At 49.5% G+C, this 14,888-nt stretch carries 14 protein-coding genes; 10 read left to right on the top strand and 4 right to left on the bottom strand.

What is annotated here, in order from left to right; all coding sequences use genetic code 11:
• The 10 genes from B3139_RS03940 (at position 1) to B3139_RS03895 (ending at position 11,354) form a co-directional block, all read left to right on the top strand.
• Positions 1-879: an SP_1767 family glycosyltransferase gene (locus tag B3139_RS03940; protein WP_293879978.1), complete on the top strand. Its 879-nt coding sequence runs from the start codon at positions 1-3 to the stop codon at positions 877-879.
• Between the two features lie 15 nt (positions 880-894).
• Positions 895-1,896 carry a glycosyltransferase family 2 protein gene (locus B3139_RS03935; protein ID WP_293879976.1) on the top strand — a complete coding sequence of 334 codons (1,002 nt, stop codon included), beginning with the start codon at positions 895-897 and terminating at the stop codon, positions 1,894-1,896.
• A 4-nt stretch (positions 1,897-1,900) separates the two neighbouring features.
• Positions 1,901-3,193, top strand: coding sequence for a hypothetical protein (locus tag B3139_RS03930; protein ID WP_293879974.1), 1,293 nt, complete (start codon positions 1,901-1,903; stop codon positions 3,191-3,193).
• Positions 3,159-4,298, top strand: a complete 1,140-nt coding sequence (locus B3139_RS03925; protein WP_293879972.1) for a glycosyltransferase family 4 protein — start codon at positions 3,159-3,161, stop codon at positions 4,296-4,298. Before B3139_RS03930 ends, B3139_RS03925 begins: the two co-directional genes overlap by 35 nt.
• The gene (locus tag B3139_RS03920) at positions 4,295-5,401 is read left to right on the top strand and encodes a glycosyltransferase family 4 protein (RefSeq protein WP_293879970.1); all 1,107 of its coding nucleotides are present in this window, start codon (positions 4,295-4,297) and stop codon (positions 5,399-5,401) included. Before B3139_RS03925 ends, B3139_RS03920 begins: the two co-directional genes overlap by 4 nt.
• 32 nt (positions 5,402-5,433) lie before the next feature.
• Entirely contained in the window at positions 5,434-6,543 is a 1,110-nt protein-coding gene (locus B3139_RS03915; protein ID WP_293879968.1) for a glycosyltransferase, read from the top strand.
• Entirely contained in the window at positions 6,530-7,621 is a 1,092-nt protein-coding gene (locus tag B3139_RS03910) for a nucleotidyltransferase family protein (protein ID WP_293879967.1), read from the top strand. The genes B3139_RS03915 and B3139_RS03910 overlap by 14 nt, the downstream gene beginning before the upstream one ends.
• A 55-nt stretch (positions 7,622-7,676) precedes the next feature.
• The gene (locus tag B3139_RS03905) at positions 7,677-8,471 is read left to right on the top strand and encodes a polysaccharide biosynthesis/export family protein (protein WP_293879966.1); all 795 of its coding nucleotides are present in this window, start codon (positions 7,677-7,679) and stop codon (positions 8,469-8,471) included.
• 11 nt (positions 8,472-8,482) lie between these two features.
• The gene (locus B3139_RS03900) at positions 8,483-10,882 is read left to right on the top strand and encodes a GumC family protein (RefSeq protein WP_293879964.1); all 2,400 of its coding nucleotides are present in this window, start codon (positions 8,483-8,485) and stop codon (positions 10,880-10,882) included.
• A 76-nt stretch (positions 10,883-10,958) separates the two neighbouring features.
• Entirely contained in the window at positions 10,959-11,354 is a 396-nt protein-coding gene (locus tag B3139_RS03895; RefSeq protein WP_293879962.1) for a hypothetical protein, read from the top strand.
• A 10-nt stretch (positions 11,355-11,364) separates the two neighbouring features.
• Here B3139_RS03895 and B3139_RS03890 read toward each other — a convergent pair whose 3' ends face one another.
• The 4 genes from B3139_RS03890 to B3139_RS03875 all read right to left on the bottom strand — a co-directional run bounded on the left by B3139_RS03890 (position 11,365) and on the right by B3139_RS03875 (position 14,819).
• Positions 11,365-12,993, bottom strand: coding sequence for an ABC transporter ATP-binding protein (locus B3139_RS03890; protein WP_293879960.1), 1,629 nt, complete (start codon positions 12,991-12,993; stop codon positions 11,365-11,367).
• Positions 12,994-12,996: 3 nt separating this feature from the next.
• Positions 12,997-13,266: a PqqD family protein gene (locus B3139_RS03885; RefSeq protein ID WP_293879958.1), complete on the bottom strand. Its 270-nt coding sequence runs from the start codon at positions 13,264-13,266 to the stop codon at positions 12,997-12,999.
• Between the two features lie 168 nt (positions 13,267-13,434).
• Positions 13,435-13,899, bottom strand: a complete 465-nt coding sequence (locus B3139_RS03880; RefSeq protein WP_293879956.1) for a S24/S26 family peptidase — start codon at positions 13,897-13,899, stop codon at positions 13,435-13,437.
• On the bottom strand, positions 13,899-14,819 hold the full coding sequence (locus B3139_RS03875; RefSeq protein WP_293879954.1) for a DUF5106 domain-containing protein: 921 nt from the start codon (positions 14,817-14,819) through the stop codon (positions 13,899-13,901). The genes B3139_RS03880 and B3139_RS03875 overlap by 1 nt, the downstream gene beginning before the upstream one ends.
• Positions 14,820-14,888 lie beyond the last annotated feature (69 nt).

Raw genomic sequence — 14,888 nt, 5'->3', positions numbered from 1 at the left:
ATGAATAGACTACGACGCTGCTACCTCAATTTTAGATATAGGCTTTTGAAATTACTATTGCCCTTTCCAACAATTCATTCCAATGAAGAGACCCTGGATAAGTTGCTTCAGTCCAATCTTTCAATGGCCCGATTTGGCGATGGCGAATTCCATATGATCAATCAGACCGAGCATCTAGGCTTTCAGGATATGGACGAGGGGCTCGCGCAGCGCCTCCGTGCTATTCTGAGCAGCAACAGTGCCGTCTGTATGATCTGCATCCCCTATGGCTTGCGTTCGGTACAGCATCTCAATGCGCAGGGCAGTTTTTTCTGGCGGCAGTTTGTGGTGTTTCATTACCGAAAATATATCCCTTACTTCAATTACTCGAGGCCCTATTACGATGCCTGTGTGACACGGCCTTATATGGATTGGCAGGATAAATCGCATTGCGGTAGCTTCTTTTCGAAGCTTAAGCAACTCTGGAAGGACAAGCGCATTTTAATTGTCGAAGGTGAAATGAGCCGTTTGGGGGTGGGCAACGATCTGTTTGCCGGTGCGTCGGCTATTGGCCGTATGATTACCTTGGCGCAGCAGGCCTTTAGCTGTTATGATGCTTTGCTGAAAGAAGCGGAGCGCGTGGGCAGAGCCTATGATCTGGTGCTGCTGGCGCTTGGTCCGACGGCTACGGTGCTTGCTTATGATCTTTCGCAGTTGGGACTGCGTGCCCTGGACATCGGGCATGTGGATATCGAGTACGAGTGGTTTTTGCAGGGAGCATCGAAGAAAGTGGCTATCCCCGGCAAATATGTCAATGAGGTCAAGGATGGAAGCAAGCCGTATGAGCAGGCAGATCAACAATACGAACAAGAAATTATCAGCCGCATTTTTACACCCTAACCGCTGTAAGTTTATATGAAGAAAAATTTACCCTTAGTCAGTATTATCACACCGGTGTACAACGCACAGGAGACGCTCGAACGCACATTGGTGTCGCTCCGTCGGCAAACCTATGGGCATATCGAATTTATCTGTGTCGACGATGCCAGTAGCGACCTCAGCCTCTCGATGCTGCAGGCATTTGCCGAGGATATTGGTGAGCGAGCGGGGTTTTCGGCCAAAATTATCTCCCATGCTGAAAATAAAGGCGTTGCTGAAGCCCGCAATACAGGACTGGATCATGCTTCGGGTGAGTTTGTGCTGTACGTCGATGCCGATGACAGTCTGGCACCCGATGCCGTTCAAAGCTGTGTGGAAGAAGCCGCAGATAGTAGGGCAAACATCGTATACTTTCACTGGTGCCTTGTTTTTCAGAAAAGTGAACGTACCATGCGACAGCCCACTTGTGCCAGTCCTTTGGAAGCCATACAGGCTATGCTGGCCGGGCGCATGCGCTGGAACCTTTGGCTGTTTATGGTGCGTCGATCGTTGTATGAAGAGCATGCCATACGCTTCATCCCCGGGGCCAATATGGGTGAAGACCTCTTGGTTACAATGAAGTTGTTTATACATGCCAAGCGCATCCGTTTGCTGGACCGTGTATTGTATCACTACCGACAGGACAATGCCGGATCCATCAGTAAAATATTCTCGATAAAACATATGCGTGAGGTCGAAACCAATATCCAGGAGGTCGAGCGCTGCCTTAGGGCAAGCAACTATGCCGCCGATATAGGCCACGGTATCGACTTTCTCAAGTTGGCGATCAAATTGCCGTTGCTGGTGACAGGACACAAAGCAGATTATATCCGCTGGACCCAGTGGTTTAGCAGTGCCGACCGCTACATTCTGCACAATCGCTCGGCATCGCTGCATACGCGCCTCTTGCAGTGGTTCGCTTCCAAAAGACAATATTGGGCAGTGCGGGCCTATTACCTGCTTGTGCTGCGGTTCATCTATGGTGTCATCTATAAATAGCGCTATGATAAAAGGATTATTGATTTTTTGTGTTGGCCTATTGGTCAGCTGCTTTTTCTTCTCTTTCGGTTTTACATTTTTACCGCCCAGTGTCAATACCAAAATTATTCTGGCCGGTATTGGGGCACCCCTGCTGTTCGTCCAGCTGTTTCGTGCCCAACGGGTAGAAATTAGCCGGCCGCTGTTTACAGCCACCGGTTTAGCCGTTGTTTTTTCGCTGGTCTGTTACATCGCTACCGATGTCAACCGTACCGATGATTTTGCTTATGCCACCTATTTCATGAGTTTTACCATATGGCTTCTGGCAGGCTATACCGTCGTTATGGCTATCCGTCAGGTACATGGCTACATCAATTTTAATCTCCTCACCTATTACCTGGCCGCTGTCTGTCTCGCGCAGTGTATCCTCGCCTTATGGATCGATAGCTCGCCGGCTATGCAGTCGCTGGTAGATCGATACATCGAGCAGGGGCAGGCCTTTGTTAAGGAGGTAGACCGCCTCTATGGCATCGGGGCCGCCTTGGACAATGCCGGCGTTCGGTTTTCCGTTGTGCTGATTATGCTGTCTTCCCTATTTAGACGGGATCTTTTTCAAAAACGCAACACATTATTGACGGCCCTCTTACTGATGGTCTTCTTTGCCATCTTGATTTTGGGCAACATCATTGCACGAACCACTTCCATTGGCGGGCTGATGGGACTGTTGATTATATTCTTCACGACAGGACTTTTTCACCACATTATCCGCATCGAGTTTGTCCGTTTTTTTACCGTTCTTACTATCCTGCTGCTGGTAGCGATTGTTGTCGCCATGTACTTCTATGCGGAAAATGAGCTTTTCCGTGGCTATATGCGCTTTGCCTTCGAAGGTTTCTTTAATTATTACGAGACGGGGGAGTTTAGAACCGATTCGACCGACAAGCTGACCACGAATATGTGGGTTTGGCCTACAGATACCCGCACCTGGCTTATCGGTACCGGACTCTTTGACGGCTGGGTCTTTAACACCGACATCGGCTATTGCCGTTTTGTACTCTACTGTGGCCTGGCCGGATTCAGTGTCTTTGCCAGCTTTTTCATTTTTAATGCGCTATCATTCCTGTCCAGGTATAGTCACTATAAGCTTTTATTCCTGTCGCTCTTGGCCTTCTCTTTTGTCATCTGGATTAAGGTTTCTACCGATATATTTCTGATCTATGCCCTATTTTATTGCATTGAAGGCGTGCAGGGCTCTTTATTCACCTCCAAATTTACTGTCGAACATGAAAATAGTCTATTCCATACTGGGAACGTATAATGCTGGGGGCATGGAGCGCGTACTGGCCAATAAGGCCAACTACCTGGCACGGATGGGGCACGAACTGACGATAGTAACCACAGATCAGAAAGCCCGTGTCCCTCATTTTGAACTCGATCCTTTGATCTGTCAGGTAGACCTTGCGATCAATTATACCGACGATGAAGGGCTGGGGATCTTTAAGAAGATGATGTCCTACAAGCGCCGGCAGCGTATCCATCGCGAGCGGCTAGAAGCACTTCTTTTGCCGTTGAAGGCCGATATTGTGATTTCCATGTTTGATCACGATGTCAGTTTTCTGCATGCGGTCAAGGATGGCAGCAAGAAAGTCCTGGAGATTCACTTTTCGCGGTTCAAACGGCTGCAATACGATCGCAAAGGGCTCTGGAAGTTAGTCAATACCTGGCGCAGTGCCCAAGATCTTGTCTTGGCCCGCAAGTACGATCGTTTTGTGGTACTCACCCATGAAGACCATACCTATTGGAAGGGCTTGAAAAATAGTGTTGTTATTCCCAATGCCAATACCTTTTCAGTACCCGCTCGGGCGGCTCTTACCGAAAAACGTGCTATTGCTGTCGGACGGTTCGACTACCAGAAGGGATTTGATGAGCTTATTGCGATCTGGAAGGCTATCCATGCGCGCTGTCCCGACTGGAAGCTTGATATCTATGGACAGGGGCCGTTGAAGGCCGATATGCTGGCCCAGATCCATGCTTTGGGATTGGACGGGCAGATTGCACTTCACGCACCCATCAAAAATATCAGAGATGCCTATATGCACAGTTCATTGGTATTGATGAGTTCGCGCTACGAGGGGCTGCCCATGACACTGCTCGAGGCCCAGGCCTGCGGGCTGCCCATGGTGGCATATGCCTGCAAATGTGGCCCCCGAGATATCATCAAGCCGGGTAAAAACGGGTATTTGATTGCCGAAGGCGATCGTGCAGATTTTGCCGACAAGGCCTGCCGGTTGATGGAAAAAGCAAAACTCCGCCAGCAGATGGGGCAGAACGCGTGGGAAATGGCCGAAAATTTCGATGAGGAACGCATTATGCGCCAATGGCTCTTGTTGTTTGAGCGCTTGACGAAAGGAGAGCAGCGATGAAAAAGACGATCGTTATTTCTGCTGTCAACCTGGTAGAGGCGGGGCCATTGGCCATACTACGCGATTGTTTGGCCTACCTTTCAAAGCTGGCCGCCACTGGCGACTATCGGGTGATTGCCTTGGTGTACAAGCAATCCCTGGCCGATTTTCCACAAATTGAATATATCGAAACGCAGTGGCCCAAAAAACGCTGGGTCAACCGCCTCTGGTATGAATATGTATCGATGCGTTCAATAGCAAGGGAGATCGGTCCCGTTTACCTCTGGTTTTCGCTGCACGATACCAGTCCGTCGGTGATTGCCGAGCGGCGGGCCGTATACTGCCATAATGCCTTCCCTTTTTATCGCTGGAAAGCGCACGATCTATTTTTTGCACCCAAGATCGCGTTGCTTGCGCTCTTCAGTACCTATATCTACAAGCCCAATATTCGGCGCAATACGTATCTGGTGGTGCAGCAGCAGTGGTTGCGCGAAGCCTTTCATCGGCTATTTGCCGTTCCTTGCACTAAAATTATTGTTGCCCCACCCGAGATAAAGACCAAGCAAGTATCGGTTTTCCAAAAAGAGGAAGCGCCGGGCTGTTACACCTTTGTATTTGCCGCGTCGCCCAATAGCCACAAGAATTTTGAGGTAATCTGCCGGGCTGCGGCGCTGCTCGAGCAGCAGGACACGGTGCCTTTTAAAGTACACCTTACGGTGAAGGGCGATGAAAATACATACGCGCAGTGGCTGCACCGCAGGTGGGGGCATCTGCAATCGCTGCATTTTATGGGCTTTGTGAGCCGTACCCAGCTCGAAGGTTATTATGCCGGCTGCGACTGCCTTATTTTTCCATCCAAGGCCGAGTCCTGGGGACTGCCCATTACCGAGTTTGCAGCTTACGGTAAGCCCATGCTGCTGGCCGATTTACCCTACGCCCACGACACTGCATCGGGGTGTGAAGCCGTATCATTTTTTGATCCCGACGATCCGAAAGCTTTAGCGACACAAATGGGCGCACTGATGCGCGGCGAGCGGTCATTTTTGCAGGCAGTAGCAAAAGAAAAATTGGAAGAACCCTTTGCCACGGGCTGGAACGACCTCTTCTACCAACTGCTCCATTAGTCAATTGATAAACCATTAAACGCAAAAATTTGATGAAAATATTACAACTGGGAAAATTTTATCCGATACGCGGCGGTGTAGAGAAAGTGATGTACGACTTGATGCTCGGTTTGTCCGAGGGCGGGGTATACTGTGATATGCTCTGTGCATCCACCGAAGATCACCCTGCCGCCGAAATACAGGTAAATCCCTATGCCCGGTTATTTGTTGTGCGTACCTCCGTTAAAATTGCAGGTACCATGTTGGCTCCGGCAATGGTCACCAAGCTCCGCAACATTGCTGGACAATATGATATCATTCACATCCACCATCCCGATCCCATGGCCAGTCTGGCGCTTTACCTGTCGGGCTATCGGGGGCGGGTTGTCTTACATTGGCATTCCGACATCTTAAAACAAAAGAACCTGCTCAAATTGTATAAGCCCCTACAAAGCTGGCTCATCAATAGAGCCGAACAGATTGTGGGCACCACCCCCGTCTATGTGGAGCAGTCGCCTTTTTTACAGCATGTAGTGGCCAAAATCGACTTTATACCCATTGGAGTCAACCCCATTGGCTACGACGAAGCAGCCGTGGCAGACTTCAGAGGCCGTTATCCCGGCAAGACCATTATCTTTTCCCTGGGCCGGCTGGTGGAGTACAAAGGCTATGCCTATCTCATTCAGGCGATGCAGCAGCTGAATGATGCTTACCACCTCATTATCGGTGGTAAGGGGCCGTTGGAACAGGAACTGAAGCAGCTTATCGCGGACCTCAACCTGCAGGACCGCATCAGCATGGCCGGTTTTGTTGCCGATGAAGACATCCCGACCTATTTTGGTGCTGCCGATATCTTTTGCCTCAGTTCCATCTGGAAAACCGAGGCCTTTGCTATTGTACAGATCGAGGCCATGTCCTGTGGCAAACCTCTTGTGTCTACCGCAATACCCGGTTCCGGGGTGAGCTGGGTCAACCAGGATCAGGTATCGGGCCTGGTGGTAGCACCCGAAAACGCCACGGCACTGGCAGCGGCCATCCGGCAGATCGGATCCGATCCAGCCTGTTATCGAACCTATTCCGAAGGAGGGCAAAAGAGGTATCAAGAAAATTTTACGCGCGAAAGAATGATCGCGAAATGCAGGAGGATTTATGAAAAATACTAAAATTCAAGCGGCCTTCTTGTTCCTACTGCGCAGTGGACTTTGGGGCAAGCCCCAGCAGGGTAAAGAAAAGCAGCTCTTTCCATTATCGGAGGCAGAGTGGGGCGGGCTCTACCGTCGGGCCAACGAGCAGACGGTAGAAGGTATTGTCTATGATGGACTGCTGTTGTTGGAAAAAGACCATTTGCCATCGCGTCAGCTCCAGCTAAAGTGGTCGGTACAGATCGACCGGATCGAACGCAGTCACCACCGCAACAATAGCCATATTGCCGATCAGTATGCCTTTTTCACCAAACGGAATCTGCGCCCACTGCTGTTGAAAGGGCAGGGTGTAGCAGCGAGTTACCGTATTCCACAGCATCGGGTCTGCGGCGATATCGACTGGTATTTTGAATCCCAGCACCAGTGTACGCTGGCGGGCCTCCACCTGATCAAAAATAACATACCGCGGGTAGACACCGGGGGGCAAGTGTATCGTTGGGCAGCAGGCGAAATGGATCTGCATGACCGCCTATTTGATCTCTACAACCCCTTCTGCAAAGCTGTATTGAAACAGTACCGGCGGGAATTTCCCGATACCACCCTGTCTATATCCGGGCAGGACGTGGCCGTATTGGCACCGCAGGTTCAGGTTATTCAGGTGACGGCGCATATTCTCAAGCATTCCCTGGCTTTTGGGATCGGGCTTCGTCAGTTCTGCGACCTGGCGGCACTGTATCACCATTCCAGGCACCTGCTGGATGGCGCACGCTTAGAAAAGCTTTACCGTCAGGTGGGGGTGTTGGACTGGATCGCTTCCGTACATCAGTTTTTGGTCAACGAGCTGGGCTTGGCAAAAGAGAAACTTCCGTTTTCGAGCCCTACTCGCAGCTCGGGTATAGATATCCTACAGGAAGTATGGCAGAGCGGCAACTTTGGCTTTTATGATCAGGACTATGTCAAGCATATTGACGGCGTGCTTGTGGGGCGAAAGAACCGTGCCGAAGCCATACTGCAGCGTGTTGTGCGCTATTTTCCTTATGTGCCGAAGGAGGCATTTTGGTTTCCCATTATCCATTTTTTAAATCGCCGGGAGGCATAACCCATTTTAAAGCGCCGTACCGCGCATGCATATAAAAACAAACGATTATTGAGATATGAAAAGACAGATTTTAGCAATGATTTTACTTGGGATTAGCCTACTGACCTCGTGTATGGCGCCCAAAAAAGTGGTCTACGTCAACGATATGGTACCCAACATAGCCTATCGGGCGCTGGAAGTACCGATGTTAAAACTACAGCAGAGCGATCGGCTTAGCATTACGGTGAGCGCCAAAAATCCCGAACTGGCCGCCCCTTTCAATGTGATGGGCGGGAGCTATACAGTTGGGGACAAAGACTCTGGTTTCAGTACAGGCTCCGCTGGTGCAGGCGGCCCCAGTTACCTCATCGACCAGCAGGGCAATATTACCTTTCCGATCCTGGGCAACCTGCACCTCGAAGGATTGACGCTGGAGCAGGTCCGCGATCTGCTGGCTCAGCGCTTGTCCGACGGCGGTTACATCAAAGATGCCATTGTGAAAGTCGAACTGCTCAATCTGAAGGTCAACGTCATGGGCGAAGTGAAGAGTGTGGGCATTATCGATGTGCCCGACTCGCGTATCAATTTGCTGGAAGCCATTTCCAAAGCTGGCGGACTCACCCACAATGCGGCTGCCAGCCGTGTAACGGTGATCCGGGAAGAAAATGGTGTCCGAAAAAAGATGCTGGTCAACGTGGAGTCGCAGGACATTTTTGATTCTCCGGCCTACTACCTGCAGCAAAATGATATCGTATATGTAGAACCTATCGCTGCGGAGAATACGCCGCGTGAAGATCGGAACTGGCGTTTTACCACCATTGCTACTGGTATCGTAACGGTGATCTTGACCGCCATAAACCTACTTAAATAAAGGAGTTAACGATGAAAACAACACATTATAATCCGTTGCAGAAAGAAAAATCGATCAATGTGCTGGATGTTTTGGCACATCTGCTGTACCATTGGAAGTGGTTTGCACTTTCCATGCTCGTTTTTGGGTCGTATTATTATTATCAGTACGCCAAATCGCCGTTTATTTACCGCAGTGCCGAAACCATCATCATCAAAACACCGATGAATACCCCCCGCACGGCGCGTATTTCGCGCACCAATGAGGCCTATAATTCCATCAGCGTGGCCAGTGAGATTCTGCAGCTCAAATCCAAGGAGCTGATGCGGCAGACGGTTACCCGTATCGGCGCCGATATGAGCTATTCGGTTGCCGCAGGATTGCGACGCAACGAGCTTTACACCGCTAGCCCGATCAAGGTGAGCATACCCCATACAAAGCCCGAGGATGCGTTTTCCTTTACGGTCACACCCGTTGGCGGTACGGAAGTACTGTTGAGCAATTGGAGCCACGGTGAAGCCACGTTGGAGGTGAAAGCCACCTTAGGCAAACCGGTTAACACCCCCCTTGGGCAGCTTACGGTGCAGTCTACCCTTAGCCCCGGCAAAGCACTTCCGGAGCAAGCCATCAAGGTAGAGAAGTTTGCGCTGGAGCATATGGTCAACTATTTTGTATCCACCATCACCATTACCCAGATGGAAGAAGATGCTTCCCTGTTGCAGGTTGTTGCCGAGGATACCAATCCCTTGCGTGCCACCGCCCTTATCGGCGAGATGATCAATGTGTACAATGAAGTCGCCTTGCAGGACAAAAACCAGATTGGCGTAAACACCGCTAATTTTATTCGGGAACGGCTGGCCATCATCGAGCAGGAGCTAGGTTCCGTGGAATCAAATATTGAAAATCTGCGGACACAAAATCAGGGCATGGATGCGTCCACGGTGGGCACAGCCTATTTTGAAGATAGCCGGTCCTATCAGGCCGAGGGCAGCAAAGTCGAGACCGATATCAACCTTGCGCAGATGATGCGCGGCTATCTGGCCGACGGCAGCAAGAAGAATGAGCTTATTCCCAACAATACCGGGCTGGTAGATGTCAGCGTAGAAACCCAGATCAACGATTACAACACGACCCTACTTCGTCGCAATCGCCTGATTGAAGGCAGCAGCGATGCCAATCCCGTGGTGCAGGATCTGGACCGGGCCTTACAGGCCATGCGCGGCAACATTAGCCGGGCAGTAGACAATGCCATCGACGGATTAAAGGTCAAGGCCGGCAACATGAAGAAAGAGGAAAATGCAGCACGCGGTAAAGCGATGCAGGTACCGCAAAAACAACGGGTGATGCTCTCGGTAGAGCGGCAGCAAAAGGTAAAAGAAGAACTCTACCTGTATTTGCTGAACAAGCGCGAGGAGAATGCCATTAACCAGGCCATGACCGAAGATAATATCCGTGTAATTGATCCGGCCATTGTGACGTACGATCCCGTTGCCCCGAGCAAGATGCGCAAGTTGGGCTTAGGGATGGGCATAGGCCTGATATTGCCCGCGATTGTGATTATGACCCTGTCCATTCTCGATACCGGTGTTCGGCGTCGGCAAGACATTGAGGAAGCCATTGATGTACCGCTGTTGGGCGAAATTCCATTGGTGAACAATCGGCGTTTATCCCAGCACAACATTTTGGTGAGCGCTATGGGCAGAGACCCCCTCACGGAGGCTTTCCGCATTCTGCGGACTAATATGAGCTTTATGTCGCGCGAGGGTAAACATCCGCAGACCATCACCCTGACCTCCTTTATTCCGGGCGTAGGGAAAACCTTTACATCACTGAATCTATCCAGCACCTTATCCTTTTTAAATAAAAAAGTCATTGTTGTGGATATGGATTTGCGTAAAGGAACGTTGAGTGACCGCATGGGCATTATACACGGCAAGGGCCTGAGCCACTATCTTTCCGATATCGACCTGGAACTGGATGCGATCATCCACCATGATCTACATGGCGAAAAAGTAGATTATATCTCCATTGGCATGGAGGCACCCAATCCAGTAGAGCTCTTGTTGAGCAAGCGGCTGGACCAGTTGATTGCCGATTTGCGTAGCCGCTATGATTACATTATCATCGATGGCGTACCCACTGGCATTGTTGCCGATGCCACAGTGGTAGACCGTGTTTCTGACCTGACTTTATTTGTTATCCGGGCAGGTAAAATGGATAAGCGGCAGTTGCCGGAGATCCAAAAAATCTATGCCGAGAAGCGACTTTCCAACCTGGCGATTATTCTGAATGGCCTCAAGTTGGGGCAGTCCGGTTACGGTTATGGCTACGGTTACGGCTATGGGTATGGCCGGGATGAGCGAAAAAATGGCTGGGGTAAACTGCTTCGTTCCATTCGAAATAGCTTTACCGGCAGCAAAAAGCACCGATAAATATGCGCGCCGCGACCGTACCCTACCGGTCGGTTGCGGCTTTTTAGCACATTAGACAGTAAGAGAAACCATGCTAATGAAAGATAGAAGAGCATTTATGTTACAAGTTGCCCGTGAAGTGCTCACGGGGCGGATTTCCGTTCAGGAAGCCATGCAGCGAAGCCAGGTTAAAGATAAGCGTACCATTGTCAGCTGGCTGAAACGCGCGATGAAAGAGCATCCGGCGGAGCAAGAACTCGACCTGACGCTCGATACGGATTGCTGTGCAGCCGATATCAGCAGTAAGTCGACCGAAGAAAAAATCACAAAACTCGAATCCGAACTGGCCGGTGCCAAGCAGCGAAATGTAGAGATGCTGCATTTTCAGAAGATTTTGACCAATAAAATTAACGATCTTGAAGTATTGATACAGCATGCCGAAGAGACCTATCAGATCGATATTCTTCCGGGGAAACAAAAGAAAGCCAAATGACTGCGCTGTTTTAATCCAGGTAAATGCGCTGCTGGCACCGCTCTGCCAGATGAAGGTCGTGTGTCACAAAGAGGCACAATTTATTTTTGCCATACTCCAATAGGCGCTGTATCAGTGCATCAGCTGTTGTGCGGTCTAAGGCCGAAGTGACCTCATCGAAGAGCCAAATATCGCCGTCATGCATCAATCCACGCGCGATAGCAATGCGTTGCGCCTGTCCTTCCGATAGGCCGATGCCAGATTCGCCGATGTGGGTGTTTATACCATCGGGGAGATCAAAGACAAATTCAGCCCCTGCAATGCGCAACGCCTCTTGCATATCTAAGGAACTATTTTCGTTGGCGTGCAGTAGTATATTTTCACGAATTGTGCCGCTAAAAAGCGAATTTCCCTGCGGTATATAGGCAAAGTTGATGCGGTGGCTGGCAGACAGCTGCCTTTCGCCATCCCCATCCCGAAGTGTAATCTGTCCCTTTTCCGCTTTCAGTAGAGCGAGCAGCAACCGGATCAAGGTTGTTTTTCCCTTTCCACTCGGCCCGATGATGGCGGTAGGTTCACCTGCTTTCAGGGAAAGATTTAAATTTTGCAGCACCCATTTATCTTCATAGCGGAACGACAGATTGTTGATGCGGAGCTCCTGCGTATGATGCAGACGTTGCTGTGGCACTTGCGGTTCCATTTCACCCGCCTGCAGTTCCAGTAGTCGATCCGCGGAGACGCGGAACCTGACAAAGCCCGGAATATAAGCGATCAAGGCGAGTATAGGCGATTGTATACGCGCCACCAATTGGAGGAATGCGGTCATTGTACCAAAAGAAATCAGTCCCGATTGCAAGCGGTATATCCCCCAGATAAAGGCGATGAGATACCCTGCGTTCATGGCCACCTTCATGGCGCCCTGTGTATACGTGGAGAAGTTGATCTGGCGCATTTTTAGCGCGAAAAGCTGTTGCTGGCTCTCGGTCAATTTTGCCCTTCTTTTCGGAAAAGCGCTCATTGCCCGGATGAGCAGCCGAAAGCGGAGATTTTCCTGCAGCACGTTCGCGAAGTTACTTTCCTCCGCTTTTACTTCCTGGCTGAGCTTGCGCATTTTGCGGAAATAAAGCTTCGAAAAGACAAAGAGCGGTGATATGGCGAGGATCATCAGGGCCAGCATCGGATCCATATACCATAGAAATCCGACCGAGGCCAGTAACTGTATTGCAGTTAATACAAAAGACAGTAGGGTATTGGCGATGGTATTGGCCACTTCCTCGCAGTCCGTCTGAATACGGATCTGTATATCGCCCGTATGCCAGTTTTTGATCAGCTTCCAGACGGATAGCATTTGTGCGTCGAGCATGTTGCGCTGCAGTTCGAGCGTCAGCATGAGCTTCATGCGTTCCATCAGTCGTCCGGAATAACCTTTGATGACAACGTTAAGGGCAATGGTGGCTATGATGCCGATCAGCAGCCATTTTAGCGGAAGCTGACCCGGCGCTGTTGCCGTATCGACCGCTTTTTTGGATAAGTACACAAAGAGCAAGGAGAGGACGATGCAGATCAGCTCCAATATAAAATAAAGAGACAAGCGGCTTCGATACCCTTTGCTGATGGACCATGCCCAGCGCAGGTGTTGTTTCAGGCTGCTGCTGTTCATTTGCTATTCTTCGAGCAATCCCTGTTTTTGAAAATCCTGGAGCAACACTGCTGCATCTGACTGTGCCTGTTCTTTACTGACGTCATAATTTTCACACAGCAGCTCTACGATGGTATCCGGGTTGAATTCTTTTCCCTTGAGTTCTTCCCAAAGCCAGGCCGCCGAACTGTTGAGTGTATATACGGTTGACAGGTCTACCATGTCCTGGCTGGGGTCAACTATCAAATGATCCGAACCTATGGTTCTTAAAATTAAATCTGATCTTAATTTCATAACTATTTATTTTGTATTCGCATAGCGAATCCAGGCAATTTAAGGCTTGTGCATACTTTATACCTGGATGCTGTTAATTAATTCTACTGTTTAAAGTAAGCATATTCATTCAAATATAGACGAATTTCGAAGCTTTTTTTGTTTTTTTTAAGCTAAAGTTAATGCTTTTTATATCATCCTTTTCAGTTTGGCAATAATTCGGCGTAGTAGGCGGATGTGATACCAGCCTAAGCCCCGCAGTCTTGGCCACGTGCTGTGGATTGGTATTGCTCCCTCTTTATCCTTTGGATAATGCATATAGGCAACTGCGATGATGTCGGATTCCGCTATGTATTCGTGGAGGGCAAGATTCCCATCCCCGGCCAATACATATTGGCCCTTTTTCTTTGCTACCAAGCGGTGAAAGACAAATTTTCCGTTGTCTTTGGCGAGTATATTACAGCCTAGAGGAAGCGATTGCCCCTGGTAGGCCCGTAGCATGACCGTATCTCCGTCATGTATAAATGGGTGCATACTTTGCCCCTTAATGCGGATGCGGACTTCTTTGCCCGCATGAAGCATACGTTGTACTTCAGCGAAATAATCTGCGTTGGAGACAATTTTTGATTTACTTTTTCCGGTCTGCTCTTCCATTACTTATGGGCATTGACAAAATACTGTATCACGGGTTCCAAGTAGGTATCTTTCAATAAGACCTTTTTGTTTTCATCCAACAGATAGATCGTTGGTGATGCTTTGAGGTCATATAAGTTGGCCGACAAAATCTGGCGATCAGTATCCAATCCATTGATCCATTGATACGACAACTCCGATTGGTATTGTTTCCATTTGCTGCGGTCGCCCCACGGATCGATGGCCAACACCTGTATCTGCAGCTGTGTAAACAGCTGCACGAGCTGCGGGTTGTCCCGAAGTTGGTGTATTGTTTCTTTACAATGCGAACAGTCCGGATCGTAAAACATTAGCAGCATAAATTTTGCATCCGTCTCCGACAGCTTTTGCTTTTGGCCGTTGGGCAGTTCAAAGCTGAAGTCGGTTGCTGTATGTCCAACGTTATTTTGGCGTACGAGTGTATAGATTGGGCGGTAAGCCTCTTTTTCCAGATCAGTGAGCCTATCTGTGCTGATCAGGTAGCGCAATACCGATTCATAGGCCCTATCGTTGCGCATGGGCGAATTGCCATCATACAGGTAGTGTTCGTATTGTTTGATGAAATAGTCAAAACTCGTACGGTTGACTTTGGCTTTGTCAAGCATCATTGCCACGGCCTTATCCCGCGTGGCCGAGTCAGGTGTTTTTGTCAAAAGTCCCAGAAAATCCGCCAATTGCTGTTCCCCTTTTTCCGGGTTCTTGACGAGCGCCGTATCCTGCATGTCAAATTGATCCCAAAAATGAAATAAGGCACTATCCGCCACACTGATTGATGTTACATTTTGGGCGCCTGCTTCCGTCTTTTCCTTGGTGGTACCTGTACAGGACCAAAATAATAGGGCGAGTGCGCCAATCGCTAGGAAGAGTGCGGTCGATAAACGTTTAAAATTAATGCTTTCCATGTATTTTAATCCCAATGCTATATCCGTTTAATACAATATAATCATAAATTTTCAGAGCGCCACAGTTGG

The organism is Sphingobacterium sp. UBA1498 (assembly GCF_002325125.1).
GTDB lineage: Bacteria > Bacteroidota > Bacteroidia > Sphingobacteriales > Sphingobacteriaceae > Sphingobacterium.
This window is presented reverse-complemented; position numbering and strand designations above follow the sequence as displayed.

Excerpts from the sequence above, each read along its gene's own strand:
- B3139_RS03875 (WP_293879954.1), bottom strand. The coding sequence starts at position 14,819 with ATGGAAAGCATTAATTTTAAACGTTTATCGACCGCACTCTTCCTAGCG.
- B3139_RS03905 (WP_293879966.1), top strand. The coding sequence starts at position 7,677 with ATGAAAAGACAGATTTTAGCAATGATTTTACTTGGGATTAGCCTACTG.
- B3139_RS03930 (WP_293879974.1), top strand. The coding sequence starts at position 1,901 with ATGATAAAAGGATTATTGATTTTTTGTGTTGGCCTATTGGTCAGCTGC.
- B3139_RS03910 (WP_293879967.1), top strand. The coding sequence starts at position 6,530 with ATGAAAAATACTAAAATTCAAGCGGCCTTCTTGTTCCTACTGCGCAGT.
- B3139_RS03940 (WP_293879978.1), top strand. The coding sequence starts at position 1 with ATGAATAGACTACGACGCTGCTACCTCAATTTTAGATATAGGCTTTTG.
- B3139_RS03935 (WP_293879976.1), top strand. The coding sequence starts at position 895 with ATGAAGAAAAATTTACCCTTAGTCAGTATTATCACACCGGTGTACAAC.
- B3139_RS03900 (WP_293879964.1), top strand. The coding sequence starts at position 8,483 with ATGAAAACAACACATTATAATCCGTTGCAGAAAGAAAAATCGATCAAT.
- B3139_RS03880 (WP_293879956.1), bottom strand. The coding sequence starts at position 13,899 with ATGGAAGAGCAGACCGGAAAAAGTAAATCAAAAATTGTCTCCAACGCA.
- B3139_RS03890 (WP_293879960.1), bottom strand. The coding sequence starts at position 12,993 with ATGAACAGCAGCAGCCTGAAACAACACCTGCGCTGGGCATGGTCCATC.
- B3139_RS03920 (WP_293879970.1), top strand. The coding sequence starts at position 4,295 with ATGAAAAAGACGATCGTTATTTCTGCTGTCAACCTGGTAGAGGCGGGG.
- B3139_RS03925 (WP_293879972.1), top strand. The coding sequence starts at position 3,159 with ATGAAAATAGTCTATTCCATACTGGGAACGTATAATGCTGGGGGCATG.
- B3139_RS03915 (WP_293879968.1), top strand. The coding sequence starts at position 5,434 with ATGAAAATATTACAACTGGGAAAATTTTATCCGATACGCGGCGGTGTA.
- B3139_RS03895 (WP_293879962.1), top strand. The coding sequence starts at position 10,959 with ATGAAAGATAGAAGAGCATTTATGTTACAAGTTGCCCGTGAAGTGCTC.
- B3139_RS03885 (WP_293879958.1), bottom strand. The coding sequence starts at position 13,266 with ATGAAATTAAGATCAGATTTAATTTTAAGAACCATAGGTTCGGATCAT.